This is a genomic window from Azospirillum sp. VT-I1, assembly GCF_055698305.1.
Map to the genome: position 1 here is coordinate 418249 of NZ_CP168805.1, position 21406 is coordinate 439654.

Sequence of the window (21406 nt, forward strand, 5' to 3'; positions counted from 1 at the left end):
GAGGGGACGATCCCGCGACCAGACCCCTTATCCTTACCGCTCGGGGGCCTGCCTATCCGGCCATGGCGGCGGCGTTGATCAGCGCCACCCCCAGCTGGACCCCGACCAGGGCCGCCGCCGACGCGACGTTGCCGGATTCGATCTGGCCGCGCAGGTCGCGGATCAGCAGGGTCGCGACGGCGAAGGCGACCAGCTGGAGGATCACCGCCACCACGCCCCACAGAACGATGTCGAGCACGACGCTGCTGGTCGCCAGCGTCGCCGCCAGCGGAATGGCGATCGCCACGATGGAGCCGGCCAGCGTCAGGCCGCCGGCGGCATTCCCTTCCGCCACCAGCCGGCGTTCGTTGAAGGGGGTGATGCGGGTGTAGACGGCGACGCCGACCGCCAGCAGCGCCAGCGTGACGGCGAGCTGGACCAGCAGCACCGGAAGCCCGGTGCCGAGCGCGGTCAGGATGGAACCGAAGGTGCTTTCCATGGGGCCGGCACTCTTGTCGTGTGGGTTAGGACAGGGAAAGGGAGGCGGGGTTCACGTCGATGCCGGCAGCGATCTCGACCGAGGCGCGGCCGGACAGCTCCACCGCCTCCACCAGGATGTATTCCATGGTGGGGGCGGGGGCCGCGGCGCCGGTGGGGGCGCCGTACAGCATGGACTGGCTGACCACCGTCTCGGTCCCGCGCACGGTCTGGCGCGACTCGCTGAGGGTGAAGGGCTGGATGCGGCTGGCGCCCGGCTGCCAGACGCGGGAATAGAGCTTGCCGTCCTTGGTCTGGAACTCCGGCCAGCCGATCATCCCCTCCGCATCGTCCAGCCAGAAGCCCCACTCGCCCTCGTCCGACGGGGTGACGCTGTCGATGGGGGTGAAGTAGCGGCACTCGTCCGGCTGCCCGTCGGGGCCGAGATGGATCTGGAAGAACCCCCCGGTCTTTCCGGGACCGCCCGGCAGATGCAGCCGGTAGACGGTCGCCGGACCGGAGGTGACGGTGCCGACCGCCTCGATCGACACCAGCCGGTCGCTGCCGGTGTCCGGCGCCTTCACCTTGGTGGCACTCTCCGCCAGCAGGAAGGGGGTGGGGTCGATGGTGACCGCCATGCCCAGCCGGAACAGCGACGGGCTGTAGGCCTTGCCGCCGAGCTTCTGGTTCACGTAGTTGCCGAGCGTTCCGAACAGGGGCACGTCCGATCCTCCCTTGGAGACTGGGCCATTGGAGACAGGGCTGGGTTTCGGGGCATCCATCCGGCGCCGGGCCCGCCACAGCAGGAACAGCACCGCCACGCCGAGCAGCAGGATGCCCCACCACCAGAATCCGCGGCCGGAGCCCTGGGACGGTTGTGTCGCCTGTGCGGCGCTGCTGCTGTCCACCGAACTGGCGGAATCGGCTCGGGCCAGTTCCGCCGGCACGTCGGGCGGCAGCTGTCCCGCCTCGCGCGGGGTGCCGGCCTGGGCGGCCACCGACTGGTCGAGCTGGTCCAGCTTGCCGCGCAGCTCCGCATTGTCGCGGGCCAGCCGGTCGGCCTCCTGCCGCCATTCGCGATAGCCGGGGTCGTCGGCGTTGTTGTGGAAGAAGGCGGCATGGCCCGGCCGGGTCAGCGTGTCGAGCATGAACCACAGGAACAGCCCGTCCCAGATGCCGAAGCGGCGCGGCGCGCTGTAGGCATAGGGCGGCGGGTTCCAGCCATATTGGCCATAGGGATTGGCCGGCGCCGGGCGCGTGGACGGGGTGCGGTAGGACGATCCCCCCGATCCCCAGCCCCACCCCCAGCCCGATCCGCCGGAACTGCTGGAGTTGCCGGTGCGCCCCTGGGTGGAGGCGGCGGGCGGCGGTGCGGCCGGCGGCGTGCGGTCGGCCTCCTGGCGGGCGCGGTAGCGGTTCAGCGCGTCGGCCGAACCCTGCTGGCTGAAGGTCCTGTCACCGGCCGATGTCGGCGGGGCGGCGACCGAGGGGGCGCTGTTCCCCGGCCGGGCATAGCCGCCGCTGGAACTGGAGGAGCCGCCGGAGAACCAGCCGCCGCCGCTGCTTCCGGTCGAGGGCGTGCGCGGGGCGGACGGGCGGGAATAACCGCTGCTGCTGCCGACGGACGGGGTGCGCGACGGCCGGGAGTAGCCGCCCGAAGACGAGGACCGGCTGCTGCGGGAGCCGGCACGGGCCTGGGCCTCGTCCGGAACGAAGGCCACGGAGACCGCCGCGGTGGCGGCGATGGCGAGCGGAGCAGGGGCCGCCGGGACGGTCAGGACGGCGCCGACGGGGACCGCCAGCGGCTGCACCGTCATCAGAAGGGCGACGGCGGCGGCGCGCCATCGCTGTTTCCAGAGGTCCGGCGGCCGGCTGGGACACCGGGGCTTCGCGGTCTGCGTCATCCATCCTCTCGCGCGTCATCTGGAGCCGGTTCAACCGGCCCTCCCGGCGATTCGTCGCGCGAGCGTAGGCAGATACGCGACGGCGCTCAAGGGGCTAACGGTCGTAACCTTTCGGCCAGGGCCGAAGCGTCACGAGACGGCGGTCGCCGCCTGCTTGTCCCGTTCCGGCTCGGCCTGCGGCGGACGGACGGTGGGCGGACCGCCGGCGGCGGTGACGAGGCGGTCGCTGGCGGCCTCCAGCCGGTCCTCCAGATCGCGCATCGCCTCGGCGCGCGGACGGCCGGGAAGGATCGGCGGCAGGAACTCCACCACCACGGTGCCGGGGCGCTTCAGGAAGCTGTGGCGCGGCCAATAGAGGCCGGCGTTCAGCGCCATCGGCACGATGGGGATCCCCAGGCTCTCATAGAGCACGCCCACGCCGATCCGGTAGGGGCGGTAGGTGCCGGGAGCGACGCGGGTTCCCTGCGGGAAGATCACGATGGGCCGGCCTTCGTCGCGCACCGGGCGGGAATTGCGGATCAGCGACTTGATCGCCGCCCCGCCGGCGCCGCGGTCGACCGGGATCATCTTCGCCTTGGCGGCGTACCAGCCCCAGATCGGGATCCACATCAGCTCGCGCTTCAGGATGATCGCCGGATCCTTCACCAGAAGGTGGAGCTTCATCGTCTCCCAGGCCGACTGGTGCTTGGCCGCCAGCAGGAAGGGACCGTCGGGCAGGTTCTCGCGCCCGCGCACCTCGTAGCGGATGCCGACCAGCGTGCGCTCCAGCCAGCCGACGGTGCTGAGATACCATTTCACGACCGCGACCATCTGTGGACGCGGCAGCAGCAGCATCCACAGCAGGGCGAAGCACATCAGCGCGGTCCAGAGATGGAACGCGATGTTGAAGGCGAGGGACCGGATCCAGATCATGGCCGGCAACTTGTCAGGTCTTCGCCGACTTCTCAAGTATTCCGCGCTGTTGCGGCGATGGTTCCGCGGCGCGGGGCGGGGTGGACTCCGTCCGCCGCCGGGTGCATTGTCCCGGGCGCGGAGGGGTGTCGTGACTGTGGTGGGACCGTGATTCGTTTCGAGAATGTCGGCTTGCGGTACGGCACGGAGGCGGAGGTGCTGCGCGACATCAGCTTCACCCTGCTGCCGGGATCCTTCCATTTCCTGACCGGCGCCAGCGGGGCGGGCAAATCGTCGCTGCTGAAGCTGATGTATCTGGCCCACCGGCCGTCGCGCGGACTGGTCACCCTGTTCGGCCGCGACATGGCGATGGTGACCCGCCGCGAGTTGCCGGAGCTGCGCCGCCAGATCGGCGTGGTGTTCCAGGACTTCGCGCTGCTCGACCATCTGTCGGCGCTGGACAATGTGGCGCTGCCGCTGCGCATGTCCGGCACGCCGGAGGCCGACGTGGTCGCCCACTGCACCGAGATCCTGCGCTGGGTGGGGCTGGGCAACCACCTGCATGCCAAGCCGTCCACCCTGTCGGGCGGGCAGAAGCAGCGGGTCGCCATCGCCCGTTCGGTCATCAACCGGCCGCGGCTTCTGCTGGCCGATGAGCCGACCGGCAACGTCGACGATGGCATCGGCATGCGCCTGCTCTATCTGTTCGAGGAATTGTATAAGCTGGGAACCACCGTGGTGATCGCCACCCACAACGAGGCGCTGATCCGCCGCTTCGACCATCCGCGCCTGCATCTCGACAATGGCCGGCTGATGGTGCTGCCCGCGCGCGGAAACCGGGTTCATGATGGCCGCACCGGCGAGTTGCGGTCCCACGATCCGCGGGGAGTAGCGGCATGGCGCTTCGTCCGGTCCGGCCCCGCTCCGACCTGCCGCTGGCGGTCGATCCCTCCTCGCGCTTCCTCGGCTGGATCACCGCGCTGATGGCTTTCCTGGCGGTGCTGGCGCTGGCCGGCGCCATGCTGGTGTCGGACATGGCGCAGCGTTGGGACAGCGGCTTGGCCGGCGGACTGACCGTGCAGGTGGCGCCGATGCCGGGCGCGCCGGTCGCGTCGCTGGACGAGCGGGTGGAGGCGGCGGTGACCGTCCTGCGCGCCTTCCCCGGCATCCGGTCGGCCAGCGTGCTGGGCGGGGGCGAGATCGCCCGGCTGCTGGAGCCCTGGCTCGGATCCGGGGCGTCGGACCCGCTGCTGCCGATGCCGCGGCTGATCGACGTCGCCGCCGACGGACCGGTCGACATCGCCGCCCTGCGGCTTCGCCTGGCGTCGGCGGCGCCGGGGGCGACGCTGGACGACCATGCGGTGTGGTTGGCCGACCTGCGGTCCTTCGCCGGGGCGGTGCGGCTGGCGGCGCTGGGCGTGGTGCTGCTGATCGGGGCGGCGGCGGTGATGACGGTGGTCTTCGCCGTGCGCACCGGCCTTGCCATCCACCGTCCGGTGGTGGAACTGCTGCACCTGATGGGCGCCACCGACCGCTATGTCTCCCGCCAGTTCGAACGGCATGTGGTGTCCTTGAGCCTGCGCGGCGGCGCCATCGGCTTGCTGCTGGCCGGCGGCACGCTGTACGGGCTGTACCGGGCGTCCCAGGGGCTGCGGGCCAGCCTGCTGTCCGACCTGTCGCTGCAGCCCTGGCAGTGGGCGGTGCTGCTTCTGGTGCCGGGGATGCTGGCCCTGCTGGCGCTGGCGACCGCGCGCTGGACCGTGCTGCGCACGCTGGAATCCATGCCGTGAGCCGGGGGCGCCATGAGATCCCTGCACCGGCGGCGCGGCGGAACGCTGGCGCGGGCGGCGGCCTTTCTGCTTACCGGCTTCCTGGTGGCAGCCGTCCTCTGGCTGGGCGGTCTGGTCTGGTACGCCGCCGACGTGCCGCGCGCGGCCCCCGTCGGGGCCGAGGCGGAACGGCGGACGGACGCCATCGTCGTGCTGACCGGCGGCAGCAACCGGCTCGGCGTCGGGCTGGAACTGCTGGCCGCCGGACGGGCGAAGAGGCTGTTCGTCTCCGGCGTCTATGACGGGGTGGAGGTGCAGGAGCTGCTGAAGCTGTCCCGCCGCTCCCCGACCGAGATGGAATGCTGCATCACGCTGGGCTACTCGGCGGACAGCACCATCGGCAACGCTTATGAGACGGCGGACTGGATGCGCGACCAGGGGTTCCGGTCGCTGCGTCTGGTGACCGCCAACTACCACATGCGCCGCAGCCTTATGGAGCTGTCGATGGCGATGCCCGACGTGGAGCTGGTCCCCCATCCCGTCGTCGCCCCCACCGTCCATCTGGACGAATGGTGGGCGTGGCCCGGCACCGCGAACCTGCTGGTCAACGAATACAACAAGCTGCTGGTGGTGGGCCTGCGCTGGATGGTTCATCGGGCGGTCAGGGGCTGACGGCCCGGCTTGAAAAGAGAATGAGAATGACTTGCAATTAGCTCCGGACAGGGGTAGGGTCCGGTTCAGGGTTCACGCCCGGACATCGCCGACCGCAACGTCCGTCCAGCAAGAAAGACACGCCATGCACGACAGCGCCGTCTCCGCTCCCGCCTCCTTCATCGCCGCGTCCCTGCCGGTGGTCGAATCCGCCCGTCTGATGTCGGGCAGCCGCGAGATCGTGATCCAGCACGCCGGGCAGAGCTATCGCCTGCGCGTGACCCGCGCCAACAAGCTGATCCTCACCAAGTAAAAAACACCTTCAAAGAACCTTCCGGGAAAACGCCATCGGGAATGGGCGCCGGCCATATGGCCCGGCGCCCATTCTTTTTGGCGGATGGCGGCTCAGGCCCGGCCCTGCACTTCGTACCCGGCATCCTCGATGGCTTGGCGAACGGTCGATTCGTCGGCGTTGCCCTCGACGGTCACTTGGCCTTCCTTCAGGTCTACCAGCGCGCGTTCGACCGACGGCAGCGCTTCCACCGCCTTGGTCACGGTCTGGGCGCAGTGGCCGCAGGACATTCCGGATACCTTCAACGTCAGCATGGCTCTTCTCCCTTGGCGGTGCGACGGCGCACGTGGTTGCGACAGGCTGCGCCTTCCAGCCACTGGAAGGTCAAGCTGCATTCCGCAGGTCCGCTCAACCGCCTTGCGGTCCGAATTTCTCGCATTGCCGGTCTTTCGTCTACGAATCGAGACATAGTCTTTTTAGGTAGACAGAGCTCGTCGCAAAAATCTCGATATTGAGACTTTCTTCTGGCAGCGGCTTTTGTGTGCAACGCACAAAATCAGCCTTATCAAAGGTTTCCGCTGTCATTATCCGGCCGTGCAATCTTGGCACGAGCCTTGCTACCTCGGTTGCACTCCGCCCTTCGGGGCCTGCCGCCAAGAGAAAGCGCCCCGATGCCGCTGGTCACCGCAACCTCCCTTCTGCCCGCCCCGGCGCGCCGCGTGTGGCCGCTGGTCCGGTGGGACGGGGCGTTGGGCGATTGGTATCCCGGCGCCGTCTCGATGAGCGTGGAGGGGGTGGGGAAGGGCGCGCTCCGGCGTCTGCGGCTCTACGACGGCGCGCCGGTCGTCCACCGGCTGGAGCATGTCAGCCACATCGACGATGCCTACACCTATGCGGTGGTCGAGGGACCTTATCCGGTCGCCGACCTGCTGGCGCAGATCCGCCTGCGCGCCGATGGGGAAGGGCAGGCGGCCCTGGATTGGACCGCCACCTTCCGTCCGCTCTCCTCCCACCCGAACCAGGGCGCGGAGGCGGATGCGGAGCGTTTCGTCCGCGACCTCTACGACGCCGGCATGGCCCGGCTACGCACTCTGCTTCAGCCGTGAATCCCGAAAACACAGCCGTGACGGTCACCGTCCGACAAGAATAACCGAGGGAGCATCGTCCAAATGAGTTTCCTGATCTGCGTGGGAGCGCTCGCGTTCCTGATGCTGGTCGCCTATCGGGGCTTCAGCGTCATCCTCTTCGCGCCCATCGCGGCGATGGGGGCCGTGCTGCTGACCGACCCGTCCGCCGTCCCACCGATCTTCACCGGCCTGTTCATGGACAAAATGGTCGGCTTCGTGAAGCTGTACTTTCCGGTCTTCCTGCTGGGCGCGGTGTTCGGCAAGGTGATCGAGCTGTCCGGCTTCTCCAAGTCGATCGTCTCGGCCGTCATCAAGCTGGTCGGGCGCGAGCGTGCGGTGACCTCCATCGTGCTGGTCTGCCTGCTGCTGACCTATGGCGGCGTGTCGCTGTTCGTGGTGGTCTTCGCCGTCTATCCCTTCGCGGCGGAGATGTTCCGGCAGAGCGACATCCCCAAGCGCCTGATCCCCGGCGTGATCGCGCTCGGCGCCTTCACCGTCACCATGGACGCGCTGCCGGGCACGCCGCAAATCCAGAACATCATCCCCACCACCTTCTTTAAGACCGATGCCTATGCCGCGCCCTGGCTGGGTGTGATCGGCTCGATCTTCATCCTGGCGCTGGGGCTGCTCTATCTGGAATGGCGGGTGCGTTCGGCCATCGCGCGGGGCGAGGGCTATGGCAGCGGCCACAGCAACGAACCGGAGCCGGTGGCCTCGGAAGCGCTGCCGAACCCGATCCTGGCCCTGTCGCCGCTGGTTGCCGTCGGCGTGCTGAACAAGCTGTTCACCATGGCCATCCCCGGCATCTACGGCACCACCAGCGAGGTGGCGCTGACACCCGGCGCCAAGCCGCTGGTGACGCAGGTCTCCTCCGTCGCCGGCATCTGGGCGGTGGAAGGGGCCCTGCTCTGCGGCATCCTGATGGTGCTGGCCTTCGCCTGGAAGCCGGTGTCGCAGCGCTTCGCAGACGGGACCAAGGCCGCCATCGGCGGGTCGCTGCTGGCCGCCATGAACACGGCGTCGGAGTACGGCTTCGGCGCGGTCATCGCGGCGCTGCCGGGCTTCCTGGTCATCCGCGATGCGCTCGCCGCCATTCCCAACCCGCTGGTGAACGAGGCGGTGACCGTCACCGCGCTGGCCGGCATCACCGGCTCGGCGTCGGGCGGCATGAGCATCGCGTTGGCGGCGATGGCCGACCAGTTCATCGCGGCCGCCAACGCCGCCGGCATCCCGATGGAGGTGCTGCACCGCGTCGCCTCCATGGCCAGCGGCGGCATGGACACCTTGCCGCACAACGGCGCCGTCATCACCTTGCTGGGCGTCACCGGGCTGACGCACCGGCAGTCCTACGGCGACATCTTCGCCGTCACCTGCATCAAGACGCTGGCGGTCTTCTTCGTGATCGCCGTCTATTACCTGACCGGGATCGTCTGATCATGAAGAACAAACTTGTTTCCCTGGAAGAGGCCGTCGCGCGCATTCCCGACGGCGCTTCCCTGCTGATCGGCGGCTTCATGGCCGTCGGCGGCCCCAACCGGCTGGTGGACGAATTGATCCGCCAGGGCAAGCGCGACCTGACCATCATCGCCAACGACACCGCCCGGCCCAACAACGGCCTGGGCAAGCTGGTGGTGGAGAAGCTGGTGCGCCGCGTCGTCACCAGCCACATCGGCCTGAACCCCGAGACGCAGAAGCAGATGATCGCCGGCGACATCGAGGTGGAACTGGTGCCGCAGGGCACGCTGGCCGAGCGCATCCGCGCCGGCGGCGTCGGTCTGGGCGGTGTCCTGACCCCGACCGGCGTCGGCACCACCGTGGAGGAGGGCAAGCGCACGGTCGAGATCGACGGCGTGACCTATCTGCTGGAGACGCCGATCAAGGCTGACTTCGCTCTGGTCGCCGCCAAGCAGGCCGACCTCTACGGCAACCTGACCTACGCGCTGACCGCCCGCAACTTCAACCCGCTGATGGCAATGGCCGGCGCCACCGTGATCGCCGAGGCGGAGGACATCCTGCCCGTCGGCTGCATCCCGCCCGATGCGGTGATGACGCCGTCGGTGCTGGTCGACCACATCGTCACCGCCACGCCGCGCTGACCGGGGAGTATCGAGCCATGGATGAAAAGACCCTGATCGCCAAGCGCGTCGCGCTGGAGCTGATGGACGGCGACCTCGTCAACCTGGGCATCGGCCTGCCGACCCTGGTCGCCCGCTATGTCCCCGCCGGACGCCATGTGTTCTTCCAGTCGGAGAACGGCATCCTCGGCATGTCCGGCCCGATCACCGGGGCGGAGAACCACGACCTGACCGATGCCGGCGGCTCGCCGATCTCGGCCCTGCCGGGGGCGGCGTCCTTCGACAGCGCCTTCTCCTTCGGGCTGATCCGCGGCGGCCATCTGGACGTCACCGTGCTGGGCGGCCTGCAGGTGGACCGCGAAGGGCGTCTCGCCAACTGGATGGTGCCGGGCAAGATGGTGCCGGGCATGGGCGGGGCGATGGATCTGGTCACCGGCGCCCGCCGCGTGATCGTCGCCATGCAGCACAGCGCCAAGGGCGAGGCGAAGATCGTCGAGCGTTGCGCCCTGCCGCTGACCTCGGTCCGCCGCGTCGACCTGGTGGTGACCGACCTTGCCGTCATCGAGCCGACCGACGCCGGCCTCGTCTTGAAGGAAACCGCCCCCGGTGTCACCGTGGAGCAGGTGATCGCCAACACCGGGTGCGAACTGATCGTCGCTCCGGATCTCCGTCCCATGCCGCTCTAAGGGTAAAGAACAATGACCAATCTGAAGGGGAAGGCCGCGCTCGTCACTGGGTCCACCAGCGGGATCGGCCTTGGAATCGCACGGCAGCTTGCGGGCCAGGGTGCCGACCTGATGCTGAACGGCTTCGGCGACGCCGCCTACATCGCCGAACTGTGCCAGTCGCTGTCCACGGAGTTCGGCGTGCGCGTCGCCCACAACGGCGCCGACATGTCGAAGCCGGAGGAGATCGAGGCGATGGTCGCCGCCACCGAGGCGGCCTATGGCCGGTTGGACGTGCTGGTCAACAATGCCGGCATCCAGCATGTGGCGCCGGTCGACGCCTTCCCGGTGGAGCGCTGGGATGCGGTGATCGCCATCAACCTGTCGGCCGTCTTCCACGGCACCCGTGCCGCCCTGCCGGGCATGAAGAAGCGCGGCTGGGGCCGGGTCATCAACATCGCCTCGGTGCACGGGCTGGTGGCGTCGGTCAACAAGTCGGCCTATGTCGCCGCCAAGCACGGCGTGATCGGCCTGACCAAGGTGACGGCGCTGGAACTGGCGGAGACCGACATCACCTGCAACGCCATCTGCCCGGGCTGGGTGCTGACGCCGCTGGTGCAGAAGCAGATCGACGCGCTGGCCGCCTCGCGCAACCTGTCGGTGGAGGAGGCCGGACGCGAGCTGCTGAGCGAGAAGCAGCCGTCGAAGTCCTTCGTCACCCCGGAACAGCTGGGTGAGCTGGCGGTGTTCCTCTGCTCGGAAGCGGCCGGCAACATGCGGGGAGCCGCGCTGACCATGGACGGCGGCTGGACCGCCCAGTAAGGCGGCCGTCCGGATGGCTCGGCAGGGGGTGGGCCGAAGGGTCTGCCCCCTTCCCGGAAGTCCGCGCTGTCTCAACTCTCGCTGGTGGCGGGGACCGTGTCGAAGGGGGTCGCGATGAAGGGGCGGCCCTGGCCATGGCCGGCACGGGCGTGCCCGCGCTCGGTCGCGGCCTGCCGGAAATAGCCGACCACGAAGACGCGCAGTGCGTTCGCCAGCGATACGCCGGCCTGGGAGGAGCGGCGGCCCTGCTGCTCCATCCGGTCGCGGACATCCCCGCACAGCTCTTCCACCGTCAGATCCTCACGCTGGCTGATCTCGTCGAGACCTTCCCAGTAGGACGGTTCCAGCCGGATGGAAACATCGCGTCCGGACAATTTCAGCGTGCGGGGGACCAGCGAAGCGACACCCACGGATTGACCAGTGCGAGACCTGTTGTTCCCGTCGCTCGACATGCTCTTAAATCCTCGTCCTGCCCGTGCGATTGCCCCCAACGCGCGCTCACTATAACGCGACTACAACCGGGTTTGGGAACAAAACTTTGGGCATGTAAGGAATCTCCCTAGGGAGCCCGTTCGGGATCTCCGGCCATGTCCTTGAGCAAAGCCAGATCATTGATGACGATAAAACCTTTGGCATATGTCACTGCGCCGGTCCTGCGCAGGGCGCCGAGGCACTTGTTCACCATTTCGCGGGTCACGCCCAACATGTTGGCGAGTGCTTCCTGCGACAGGGGCAGGGTCAGGCGCAGGCCGGCCGGGGTCGGCTGCCCATAGCTGTCGGACAGCAGCAGCAACCTGCGGGCGAGCCGGCGCGGGACATCGTGGAAGACGGCGTCCTCGATGTTCTCGGACACCCAGCGCAGCCGGTCGCACAGCACGATCATCATGCGGGTGCACAGGTGCGGGTGACGTTCCAGGAAGGGGATGAAGTCGGCGCGGTCGACGCGGTAAAGCTCAACCGGGCGCAGGGCGACGGCGGCGGCGGTGCGTTCCCGGCCGTCGATCAGGCCGATCTCTCCCAGGACGTCGCCGGCCTCCAGGATGTTCAGCAGCATGGTCTTGCCATCCGCCGAGGATGTGCGGATGGCGATCTGGCCCTTCAGCACGGCAAATAGGCTGTCGCCGGGGTCGCCCTTGTCGAAGATGACGCGGTCGGCATCGAAGCGGACGATGCGCCCCAACTCCAGCATTTCCGCCATTTGCCCGGCGTCGAGTTCTCCGAGCAGGCGGTTGCGCCTCAGCACCGCCGCCACATCCATGGGCGCGTTCATCCATCCGTCCCGGCACCGTTTCACACCGGGATGGCGGCGACCGCCACCCCGGCGCGATCAGTCTACCGGAAACGCACCTACATCGCGAGGGGTGCCGCGTCGCGCACGGCACGTTCCCACAGGACGGTCCGTTCGAAATGGAAACGGGCTTCCGGCGCCGCATCGTCGCCGGTCGGACGGCCCAGGCGCCGCGCCATGCTGCGCAGCATCGCCTTGGCATCGTCGCGCTTCTGGTCGAAGCGGCCCTGCGGCAGCCAGCTTCGGAACGCCGCCAGCTCGTCCGCCGGCAGGCCGATGTCGCCGCCTAGCCGCAGCATCCGACCATAGCCGCGCTCGCGGTAGGGCAGTTCCTTGGCGATGGATTCCAGGCGCAGCGCCGTGCCGGCGGTCAGCACCCGGTCGGCCGTCGCGTCGGACAGGGTGCGGCGGATGTTGACCATCGCCTCCGACAGGGCGGTATAACCCAGTTCGGCCGGGCCGTGGATCACCGCCACCTCGTCGTCATCCTCCAGCCGGCCGTCGCGGAAGGCCTCGAAGATGGCGCCGACGCCGATCATGCCGAAGGGATACAGCTCCGCCGCGCGCAGCGCCCCCATGCTGGAGGCGCCGAACACCGGGATGCCGGCATGGATGGCGTAGAGGATTTCCTTGTGCCAGACCGACGGCACGCTTTCGAAGAAGCCGTCGACGATGCCGATGGCCGCCGGCTTCTCCGCGCACAGCCGCAGCACGTCGCCCTGGGCGACCGGCGGCAGGTAGGTGGCGTCCAGCTCCCGCTCCGCATCCTCGCGCGGCAGGGTGGGGCCGAGGAAGACATAGACGCCGCTCATGCCGCCTTCTCCATGGCTTGGGCGCCGAGCACGCGCAGGCCGCGTTCGCCCAGCAGGTAATCGGGGGATTCGTCGGCACCCTCCAGCCCCGGCACGACGACGCGGACGACGGGGATGCCGAATTCGGGCTTTGTCAGGTCGACCGCCACCGCCTCCTCGATGCCGACGGCGCGCAGCCGGTCGAGCTGGTGGGCGAGGTCGGCCTCGATGGTGGGGGCGGTGCTGGTCGGGCAGTGGCGGAAGGACCGCCGGCCGGCACCCTCCACGATCATTGCCGTCCAGCGGGCATGGTGGGCGGGGTCGAGGTGGCGTTCATATTCGGCGCGGGGCATGTCGTCGCGGGCGCCGGCGATGAAGGTGAGACGGCTCTGCGCCGCCTCGGTCAGAGCGCGGGACAGGGCGATCTCGCGCGCCACATGGCAGCCCATGCCGGTGGCCGGGCGGATGGAGTGCTGGGGCAGCTCCTCGCGCTCGACGATGCGGCAGAGGAAGGCGGGCAGGCCGACGTCGCTGGTGGTCTCCCACACGCCGACGGCGACGCCCGCCGCCTCGAACCGGTCGATCAGCGAGCGGCAGACCGGATCGTCGATGCTGTCCAGGTCGATGCGGGTGGCCGCCTGGGCACCCGCGTCCTGCAGGCGCCACAGGGTGGTCGCGTCGCGCTCCACCAGTTCGGTGACGGCGTGGCTGATCGCCTCCACCTTGTGGTTGCCCGACGCCAGCCCGTTGGAGCCGGCCAGGAAGGCGCCGTGGCCGGGGGCCATCGGCACGGTGAAATTCAGGTGGACCATCTCGAACGGAACCCATTTCGGGCCGCCGTTCAGCAGGTCCTGCCCCTCGATCCACAGGATGGGGCTGTTGGGGTTGAAGCTGCCGGTCGACAGCCGGGGCAGGCGGTCGACGTCCACCACCGGGTGGGTCCAGCGCAGCTCCTCGAAGCTGGCGAACTTCAGCGGCAGGGTGATGCGTTCGGCGTGATAGCTCTCGATCGATTCCATGACCCCCGACGCCTTGGCGGCGGCGAGCGTCACCCCCTTGCCCTGCGACACCGAGATGGAGCGCGAGTTCGGCCGCGTGACCATCACCACCGGAATGCCGACGGCATCCAGACCGGTGACATTGGCGACCCGGGTGATCCCCATGATCGGCAGGAACGGGGTGACCCGAGCCAGGGTCTGTTCGGGCGCCATGACCCGGTGGGTGCCGACCGTGTGGGCCTTCACCGCATCCGAAACGGAGGCTTTGACATCGAGCAGATCGAAAGGCATCGCGGCTTGTCCGGGGCGTGGGAAAATCGAGAGGGCGCGTCCCGTTCCCGGGTCCGTGGCCGGTCAGCACCTGAAGCGGTGCTGGTGGCCACGGTCCGAAGAACCGGAACCGGGAACCCGATCAGGCGCCCGGAGCGATCATGGTGCGGGCGGCTTCATGATCCGCGGTTTCGAAGCCGGCACGGTCGCCGGAGCGGACATGGGTGCGGGCGGTGGCGATGGCCGCGTCGGCGATTTCCGTAACACCATGAGCGGTCACGGCATAGAGACGACCGTCGGCGCCACGGATCATCGAAGCCTGGGAGATCGACATGTTCATGAGAATGTCCTTCAAGTGTGTGGCTTATGGACAAACTCTTCACATGCGAAGGGATGCTCGGCTGTGAAAAACTTCACAGTGCTTGAGGTGAGGCAGATGTAGAGATCACGAGCGATGACATCATTCCGTTCGGTATTGGGAGCCGCCTATGCATTTTCAAAGAAAGTCCATATCCGAAGCGGCGTATGGCACCGATCTGCGAAGCCTGATGGTTTGGCCGTCGGTGGTGTCACGGACAATTCCTCTCACGGATCGGCGCGCAAAACTGCGTCTGGAAATGGCGATCTGGAGCGGGCTGGACGAGATAGCGAAAAAGGAAGAGCGGCCTGTCCGCGACCTTTGCCAAGAGGTCGATTCTTCCCGACCGGCTACCATGCCGTTGACCAACGCGATCCGCAGTTATGTGCTCGATTATTTCCGGCAGTCCGAAATCCGTTGAAGGCATCATGGAACCAAGTGGGAGGTCACCCTTTGGTTCCGGAACGCCAAGCCCTCGCCAGCCAATATCCTGGCGCATCTGTCGGCGATTCGGGCTAATGACAGATTCCGTGCATTTCGCTCTGCAAGCTCCAAAGCCTGTCGCGAACCTTCGTCGCCGTCATTCATTGCGAAAGTCACTTCCGCGTGCAGCGCGTCCGCCTTTGCGAGATATCCAATCCTGCCCGATGCTGACGCCAAGCCTTTGACAAGCGCTGCTTGCGTTCTTGCCTGCTCCCGATCCCCGATCAAGAGGTGTGTCTCGGCCAGCCAAAGATGCACCTGGCTGATATAGGCATTGACCCGTTCTTGTTCGGCGATTGCCAATGCTTGCTCGAAGAGCGTCAACCCATTGTCGACTTTGCCGATCAGGGCGTTTGCATAAGCAACTGCTCCCAACAGAAATGGTTTATGCAGCTTTGAGTGTGTAGAATTGCAGATATCAAGTGCCGTTTCAAGGTAAGCGATTGACTTCTTTGGCGCATCCAACAGCAGATATGCCCACCCTATGTGTTCGTAAGCATAGAGTTTAGAAAAATTATGATTGCTTGCGTCTGCAGCTTCAACGGCATCAATGGCCGTGCTGATCGCTTCGCTTTCAAAACCAATTTCGGCACAGTTCCGCGCAAGGTTAGCACAAACTCCAACTTTTCCAACCACGGCAAGCCCGAACCGTTCATGAAGGCAATGTTGGGTTAGCATTTCGCGTGCAGACTGTAGTGCGCTGTATCCTTCCAGATACAGCCCCTTCTCCGCCAATATGCCACCTAGCCGCCCGAGAAGCTGGATCTGTGTTCTACGATCAAAGCTTCCATCGTTGGCCGCCAGACCTTCACGAATGAAATGAACCGCTTTGTCTATATTGCCATTGGACCATTCCACCGCCGCAAGCATAGACGACGCACGCGCATAGCGTCGTGGATCTTCTACGGAAAGAGACAATTTCCGAGCTTCGTCCAACAACTGGCCAGTGTCGGTGAAGCCGCGCGGCATTCTGGCTCGTGACAGCGAGATGGACGTGTCGATTCGTTGAAGCGGCTTGCGTGGCGTGTCCGGGCAGCGGGTCAGTGCATCCAGGGCGTTCCGGTAATGCCGGCTCGCATCCTCCAGCCGGGACCGCAACTCCGCCCGCACGCCGGCGCGGCGGCCGAACAGGTGGGCGACCGGCCAGTTCTCCGCCATGAAGGCGTGGTGGGCCAGCAGGTCCAGGCGGTTCGGCAGGTCGTGGTCGCGGCGGTGGCGCAGCGCCTCCAGCACGCGGGCGTGCAGTGCCCGGCGGTCGGACTTGGTCAGGGTGGCGTAGGCGACCTCCTGGATCAGCGCGTGCTTGAAGGAATATTCCAGGTTGGGCAGCAGGCGGGTGCGCAGCACGAAGCCGGCGCGCTCAAGATAGGCCAGACAGTCCGCCAGCTTCGTCATCGGCAGGCCGGTCAGGGCCTGGAGCAGTCCGACGTCGAAGGTCGTGCCGATCACCGCCGCGTTCATCAGCAGCCGGCGCCGTTCCAGCGTCATCAGGTCCATGCGCTCGGCCAGCAGGGCGTGCAGAGTGCGCGGCAGCTTGTGGACCACCAGCGGATCGATCAGCCGGTAGGCGCCCGGCGCGCCTTCGATGGCGTTGGTGGCCTCCAGCGTGCGCAGGACCTCCTCCAGGTAGAGCGGAACGCCCTGGCAGCGGGCGGCGACCTGGGCCTTCAGTTCCACCAGCGACCAGTCCGGCCCCAGCCAGTGGGCGAGGAAGCTCTGCACCTGTTCCGCCGACAGCATGCCCAGTTCCATGCGCCGGCCGCCCGGCCGGCCGTTCCAGCCCTGCTCCTTCGACTCCGGCCCCAGCGGCGGCGGCCGCCGGGTGGCGAGCAGCAGCAGCCGTGACCCGGATCCCGGCAGCGCTTCGGCCAACCGTTCGAGCAGCCGCACCATCACCGGACGCGCCCAATGGGCATCCTCGACCAGGACCAGCAGCGGCCGGCCGACGACGCCGTCCATCGCCTCGCCGCCGGGGTGGGCGCCGTCGCAGTGGCGGGGCGGGGCAGCCAGTTCAAATGTCGCTCCCACCAGCCCCTCGATCCCCAGCGACAGGCGCTGTGCCGCGTCCAGGCCGCTCCACAGCGGGTCCAGGCCCGGCCGGCCGAACAGGGCGCGCACCGCATCGCCGGCCAGCGCGCCGGATCGGCGCCCGGCCGCCTCGCAGACCCAGTCGATGCCCTGCTCGCAGGCGCAGCCGGCCACCTGTTCCGCCAGGCTCAGCGCCACCGCTTCCAGATCGTCCGGGTCGGCCAGCCGGCGGATCGGCATCTGCGGCCATTGCAGCAGGGTCCAGCGCCGGCTGCGCGGGTCGCGCAGGAACTCTCCCACCAAGCGAGACTTGCCGATCCCGGCCTCCCCCTGCAGCAGGAGCTGGACCGGGGTCCCGCCTTCCACCGCGTCGGCCATGCCGAACAGGGCCGCCACCTCCCGCTCCCGGCCGACACAGGGGGCGGTGGTGGCGGACAGGAGGTCGGTGGCGGTGCGGCGGACGGCGCGCGCCCCGTCGAGCAGGAAGGCCGGCATCGGCTCCACCTCCTCCGACAAACGGAGGCTTCCCATCGGGCGCACCGCGACGCCGACCGGGATCAGGTCCAGCGTGTCGCGGGTGAGCTGGGCGGTGTCGGAGGCGGCGCGCTGCTGCAGCTTGGCCGCCATATGCACGCATTCGCCGACCGCGCGGTAATCGGTCCACAGGCCGTTGGTCACCACATGGGCCACCGCGTCGCCGGAGCTGATGCCGATGCGGATGTGGAAGATCGGGCGGCCCTGCTCGTCGCGGGTGGCGCTGAGGATGTCCTGGGCGGCCAGACAGGCGCGCAGGGCGTGGTCCTCCTTGGCGCCGGGGGCGCCGAAGGTCGCCAGGAAGCCGTCGCCCAGCATCTGGGTCACCGTGCCCTCGAAGCGCGGCACCGCCTCCGTCACGCGGTTCAGGATGGACAGCAGCAGGTCGTCGGCGTCTTCCGGGTCGCGGCCGGCCACCATGGCGGAGGAGCGGACGATGTCGACGAACATCGCCGTCACCACCTTGCGTTCGCGCGGCTTATCGGCAGACAGGCGCGATGCATCCTGTCCGGGACCGTCGTCGGTCGCTCTGCTCCACATGGCGTCCGCCATGCCCGCCCCCTCGCGGAATTCGCGTCGGCATATTAGAGCATGCATTTCGAATTTTGCGAACATCCGAGCGATGCATTGCCCCAAGATTTTCGCGTGGGCGGAAAGGTCGCATATCCCTGTATGCGATCTTGCGCAAAAAAGCGCCGCGACTTGCGCGGCGCCTTGATTGTTACTTGTGGTGAATGTCCGTTGTACCTGACTCGGATGGATGACGGCGGCGGACGGTCCTCCGCTCACCGGCGGACGGCGATGTTCTCCACCTGGGTCACGTCGCGCACGGCGCCGCGGTCGGCGCTGGTGGTCAGGGCGGCATAGGCGCGGAGCGCCGGGGAGACCACGCGGTCGCGGCTGGCCGGCTTCCAGGCATCGACGCCCTTGGCGTTCATCGCGTCGCGGCGGCGCTGCATCTCCTGGTCGTCGACGGCGAGGCGGATGATGCGGTTGGGGATGTCGATCTCGATGCGGTCGCCGTCCTGCACGAGGCCGATGGCGCCGCCCTGCGCCGCCTCCGGCGAGACGTGGCCGATCGACAGGCCCGAGGTGCCGCCGGAGAAGCGGCCGTCGGTGACCAGCGCGCAGGCCTTGCCCAGCCCCTTCGACTTCAGGTAGCTGGTCGGGTACAGCATTTCCTGCATGCCGGGGCCGCCGCGCGGACCCTCGTAGCGGATGACCACCACCTCGCCCGCCTTCACCACGTCGCCCAGGATGCCGGCGACCGCGTCGTCCTGGCTTTCGAAGACGCGGGCCGGGCCGGCGAAGACGAGGTTGGAGGCGTCGACGCCCGCCGTCTTCACGATGCAGCCGTTCTCCGCGATGTTGCCGTACAGCACGGCCAGCCCGCCGTCCTGGCTGAAGGCGGTCTCGGCCTTGCGGATGACGCCCTTCTCGCGGTCGAGGTCCAGGTCCGGCCAGCGGCGCTCCTGGCTGAAGGGCACGACGGTCGGGATGCCGCCGGGGGCGGCGCGGTACAGGGTGTGGACGGCCTGGTCCTGGGTGCGCATCACGTCCCAGCGGTCCAGCGCCTCGCCCAGCGTCGGGGCGTGGACGGTCGGCGCCTCGCGGTTCAGCAGGCCGGCGCGGTCCAGTTCGCCCAGGATGCCGAAGATGCCGCCGGCACGGTGCACGTCCTCGATATGGACGTCGGACACCGCCGGGGCGACCTTGCAGACGTTGGGGACGCGGCGCGACAGCCGGTCGATGTCGGCCATGGTGAAGTCGATGCCGCCTTCCTGCGCCGCGGCCAGGATGTGCAGCACGGTGTTGGTCGAGCCGCCCATGGCGATGTCCAGCGTCATCGCGTTCTCGAACGCCGCCTTGCTGGCGATGCTGCGCGGCAGGGCGGTGGCGTCCTCCTCCTGGTACCAGCGGCGGCAGAGGTCGACGGCGAGGCGGCCGGCGGCGAGGAACAGCTCCTTGCGGTCGGCATGGGTCGCCAGGATGGTGCCGTTGCCGGGCAGCGACAGGCCCAGCGCCTCGGTCAGGCAGTTCATCGAGTTGGCGGTGAACATGCCGGAGCATGAGCCGCAGGTCGGGCAGGCCCCGCGCTCCATCTCCGCCGCCTCCTCGTCGGAGACGGTTGGGTCGGCGGCGGCGACCATGGCGTCGATCAGGTCGACCGACTTGACCTTGCCGCGCCACTTGACCTTGCCGGCCTCCATCGGGCCGCCGGAGACGAAGACCGCCGGGATGTTCAGCCGCATGGCGGCCATCAGCATGCCGGGGGTGATCTTGTCGCAGTTGGAGATGCAGACCAGCGCGTCGGCGCAGTGGGCGTTCGCCATGTATTCCACCGCGTCGGCGATCAGCTCGCGCGAGGGCAGGCTGTAGAGCATGCCGCCATGGCCCATAGCGATGCCGTCGTCCACCGCGATCGTGTTGAACTCCTTCGCCACGCCGCCGGCCTTCTCGATCTCGCGCGCCACCAGCTGACCCAGATCCTTCAGGTGGACGTGGCCGGGGACGAACTGGGTGAAGGAGTTGGCGACGGCGATGATCGGCTTGCCGAAATCGCCGTCCTTCATGCCGGTCGCCCGCCACAGGCCGCGCGCGCCCGCCATGTTGCGGCCGTGGGTGGAGGTGCGGGAACGGTAGTGCGGCATGGATCGGTCCTCAGCTGGTCGATTTGGGCGAGTTGGCGAAAGGAATGGAACGAAACGGGTGGGCACCTTAGCAATCTCCTGTCGCCCGCGCCAGAGGCGCGATCCTGTAGTAGACGCCAGAGGCGCGACAGCGGCGTTGCCCTGCCATGCACGCCGTGAGGACACATCTTGGAGACCGGGGCGACGGAGGGCGTGGAGGATTGCTTGGGTCGGGGGCGCCCGGACCGACCGGCTCCGTTACGCCGCCATGTGCGACATCGCCCGGCAGCTTTCGGCGCAGCGGCGGCACATGTCGGCGCAGCGCTTCATCATCGGGTCGTCGGCCATGCGGTCGCAGTCTTCGGCGCAGGCGGCGCAGATCTCGGCACAGGCGCCGCAGGTGAGGTGATGGAAGCGCGAGCCGCGGATCATGAAGTCGGCGCTGGTGCGGCAGATGTCGGCGCAGTCCAGCAGCAGGCGGATATGCCCGGCCTGCGCATGCGCACCGCCCTTGCCCAGGCAGTGCGCCACGGTTTCCAGGCAGATCGCATGGCAGTCGGTGCAGTTGCGGATGCAGTCGTCCATCGACGGCATGGCGGACATGACAAGTCCTCCGGAGAAGGTTGCAGGATAGACCTGTCAACCGCCCCCGGCTCCGCAGGGTTCCGTAACGGGGTTAAGCTCAGCCGGGCGATGCGGTCTTGCCGTTGTCCTTCTTCGCGGCACGCGGGGGCTTGGTCGGAGGAGCCTTGGCGGGCGAAGCCTTGGGGGCGGCCTCCTCCGACGGGGCGGCCTTCGACTTCGCAGGAGCCTTGGCGGAGGTCTTCGCCTTGGGCGGCGCGGCGGGGACGGACTTGGCGTCCGCCGGGGCCTTCGCGACCTCCGACAGGGATTCGGCGGCGGCGCGGGTGCTCTTGCCCGGGGACTTGGAGGTGGCGGTCTTCTTGCGCGACCCGGCGACCTTGCCGGTCGGCTCCAGCGCGCCGGCACCGCGGATTTCCGCTTCGGCCTGGGCCCAATGGTCGGAGTCGCGGCCGTGCGGGTGGCCCTCGCTTTCCCACAGCTCATGGGCACGGCGTCGGATACGCTCCTGGATATCGTCGGTATCGGCCATCGAGTCCCCCATTTGTCTGCGCGGCGGGTCTGCCATACCGTATTTTGTGGCAGCGACCCGTCAACGTTGCAAAGCCACTCGTGCGAGGCACCACCAAAGAGGCGGAGACTCCCGACTCCGCCGTTCCATGAGGGCAACACCGTGGAATCGGAGTGGTTCCCGAAGGGAACAGGAGATGGTTTCAAGGCGAACGGGAGACGGTTCCCAACCGGCGGATTCCATGCCACAAGGCGCCCGCCGACCTGAACCGTGAGCGCGCG

At 68.1% G+C, this 21406-nt stretch carries 23 protein-coding genes; 10 read left to right on the plus strand and 13 right to left on the minus strand.

Annotated elements, in window-relative coordinates; translation table 11 throughout:
- Positions 1–52 precede the first annotated feature (52 nt).
- From AB8P05_RS27615 to AB8P05_RS27625, 3 genes are all read right to left on the minus strand, one after another.
- Positions 53–478, minus strand: coding sequence for a DUF350 domain-containing protein (locus AB8P05_RS27615; protein WP_472761280.1), 426 nt, complete (start codon positions 476–478; stop codon positions 53–55).
- Between the two features lie 25 nt (positions 479–503).
- On the minus strand, positions 504–2360 hold the full coding sequence (locus AB8P05_RS27620) for a DUF2491 family protein (protein WP_472761281.1): 1857 nt from the start codon (positions 2358–2360) through the stop codon (positions 504–506).
- Positions 2361–2489: 129 nt separating this feature from the next.
- The gene (locus AB8P05_RS27625) at positions 2490–3272 is read right to left on the minus strand and encodes a lysophospholipid acyltransferase family protein (protein ID WP_472761282.1); all 783 of its coding nucleotides are present in this window, start codon (positions 3270–3272) and stop codon (positions 2490–2492) included.
- Positions 3273–3419: 147 nt separating this feature from the next.
- Here AB8P05_RS27625 and ftsE point away from each other — a divergent pair, with 147 nt between their 5' ends.
- The 4 genes from ftsE (at position 3420) to hemP (ending at position 5984) form a co-directional block, all read left to right on the plus strand.
- Positions 3420–4235, plus strand: a complete 816-nt coding sequence (ftsE, locus tag AB8P05_RS27630; RefSeq protein ID WP_472761283.1) for a cell division ATP-binding protein FtsE — start codon at positions 3420–3422, stop codon at positions 4233–4235.
- Complete coding sequence (locus AB8P05_RS27635; RefSeq protein WP_472761284.1) at positions 4148–5041, plus strand: cell division protein FtsX; 894 nt, start codon at positions 4148–4150, stop codon at positions 5039–5041. The genes ftsE and AB8P05_RS27635 overlap by 88 nt, the downstream gene beginning before the upstream one ends.
- Before the next feature lie 12 nt (positions 5042–5053).
- Positions 5054–5692 (plus strand): YdcF family protein, encoded by a 639-nt coding sequence (locus AB8P05_RS27640; protein WP_472761285.1) that lies wholly within the window; start codon positions 5054–5056, stop codon positions 5690–5692.
- Between the two features lie 124 nt (positions 5693–5816).
- Positions 5817–5984, plus strand: coding sequence for a hemin uptake protein HemP (gene hemP / locus AB8P05_RS27645; RefSeq protein WP_085091948.1), 168 nt, complete (start codon positions 5817–5819; stop codon positions 5982–5984).
- Between the two features lie 92 nt (positions 5985–6076).
- On the opposite strand, the gene AB8P05_RS27650 is transcribed toward hemP, so the two are convergent.
- The gene (locus AB8P05_RS27650) at positions 6077–6277 is read right to left on the minus strand and encodes a heavy-metal-associated domain-containing protein (RefSeq protein ID WP_472761286.1); all 201 of its coding nucleotides are present in this window, start codon (positions 6275–6277) and stop codon (positions 6077–6079) included.
- Positions 6278–6634: 357 nt separating this feature from the next.
- On the opposite strand from AB8P05_RS27650, the gene AB8P05_RS27655 reads away from it, so the two are divergent.
- From AB8P05_RS27655 to AB8P05_RS27675, 5 genes are all read left to right on the plus strand, one after another.
- On the plus strand, positions 6635–7069 hold the full coding sequence (locus tag AB8P05_RS27655) for an SRPBCC family protein (protein WP_472761287.1): 435 nt from the start codon (positions 6635–6637) through the stop codon (positions 7067–7069).
- Between the two features lie 63 nt (positions 7070–7132).
- Entirely contained in the window at positions 7133–8524 is a 1392-nt protein-coding gene (locus AB8P05_RS27660) for a GntP family permease (protein ID WP_455175600.1), read from the plus strand.
- Positions 8525–8526: 2 nt separating this feature from the next.
- Complete coding sequence (locus tag AB8P05_RS27665) at positions 8527–9186, plus strand: CoA transferase subunit A (protein ID WP_472761288.1); 660 nt, start codon at positions 8527–8529, stop codon at positions 9184–9186.
- 17 nt (positions 9187–9203) lie between these two features.
- Entirely contained in the window at positions 9204–9851 is a 648-nt protein-coding gene (locus AB8P05_RS27670; RefSeq protein WP_310115032.1) for a 3-oxoacid CoA-transferase subunit B, read from the plus strand.
- Between the two features lie 12 nt (positions 9852–9863).
- Entirely contained in the window at positions 9864–10652 is a 789-nt protein-coding gene (locus AB8P05_RS27675) for a 3-hydroxybutyrate dehydrogenase (RefSeq protein ID WP_472761289.1), read from the plus strand.
- Between the two features lie 71 nt (positions 10653–10723).
- On the opposite strand, the gene AB8P05_RS27680 is transcribed toward AB8P05_RS27675, so the two are convergent.
- The 5 genes from AB8P05_RS27680 to AB8P05_RS27700 all read right to left on the minus strand — a co-directional run bounded on the left by AB8P05_RS27680 (position 10724) and on the right by AB8P05_RS27700 (position 14339).
- Entirely contained in the window at positions 10724–11104 is a 381-nt protein-coding gene (locus AB8P05_RS27680) for a ribbon-helix-helix domain-containing protein (protein ID WP_455175604.1), read from the minus strand.
- Between the two features lie 107 nt (positions 11105–11211).
- Positions 11212–11922, minus strand: coding sequence for a Crp/Fnr family transcriptional regulator (locus tag AB8P05_RS27685; protein ID WP_472761290.1), 711 nt, complete (start codon positions 11920–11922; stop codon positions 11212–11214).
- Positions 11923–11999: 77 nt separating this feature from the next.
- Positions 12000–12752 (minus strand): TfuA-like protein, encoded by a 753-nt coding sequence (locus AB8P05_RS27690; protein WP_455175606.1) that lies wholly within the window; start codon positions 12750–12752, stop codon positions 12000–12002.
- Positions 12749–14020 (minus strand): YcaO-like family protein, encoded by a 1272-nt coding sequence (locus AB8P05_RS27695; protein ID WP_472761291.1) that lies wholly within the window; start codon positions 14018–14020, stop codon positions 12749–12751. The genes AB8P05_RS27690 and AB8P05_RS27695 overlap by 4 nt, the downstream gene beginning before the upstream one ends.
- Before the next feature lie 121 nt (positions 14021–14141).
- Positions 14142–14339 (minus strand): hypothetical protein, encoded by a 198-nt coding sequence (locus AB8P05_RS27700; protein ID WP_111070057.1) that lies wholly within the window; start codon positions 14337–14339, stop codon positions 14142–14144.
- Between the two features lie 148 nt (positions 14340–14487).
- On the opposite strand from AB8P05_RS27700, the gene AB8P05_RS27705 reads away from it, so the two are divergent.
- Positions 14488–14778: a ribbon-helix-helix domain-containing protein gene (locus tag AB8P05_RS27705; RefSeq protein WP_472761292.1), complete on the plus strand. Its 291-nt coding sequence runs from the start codon at positions 14488–14490 to the stop codon at positions 14776–14778.
- Between the two features lie 5 nt (positions 14779–14783).
- Here AB8P05_RS27705 and AB8P05_RS27710 read toward each other — a convergent pair whose 3' ends face one another.
- From AB8P05_RS27710 to AB8P05_RS27725, 4 genes are all read right to left on the minus strand, one after another.
- On the minus strand, positions 14784–17954 hold the full coding sequence (locus AB8P05_RS27710; protein WP_472761293.1) for an ATP-binding protein: 3171 nt from the start codon (positions 17952–17954) through the stop codon (positions 14784–14786).
- A gap of 233 nt (positions 17955–18187) precedes the next feature.
- Positions 18188–20053: a dihydroxy-acid dehydratase gene (ilvD, locus tag AB8P05_RS27715; RefSeq protein ID WP_472761294.1), complete on the minus strand. Its 1866-nt coding sequence runs from the start codon at positions 20051–20053 to the stop codon at positions 18188–18190.
- Positions 20054–20290: 237 nt separating this feature from the next.
- Positions 20291–20635, minus strand: coding sequence for a four-helix bundle copper-binding protein (locus tag AB8P05_RS27720; protein ID WP_472761295.1), 345 nt, complete (start codon positions 20633–20635; stop codon positions 20291–20293).
- A gap of 79 nt (positions 20636–20714) precedes the next feature.
- Positions 20715–21146, minus strand: a complete 432-nt coding sequence (locus AB8P05_RS27725; RefSeq protein WP_472761296.1) for a DUF2934 domain-containing protein — start codon at positions 21144–21146, stop codon at positions 20715–20717.
- Positions 21147–21406: the final 260 nt, after the last annotated feature.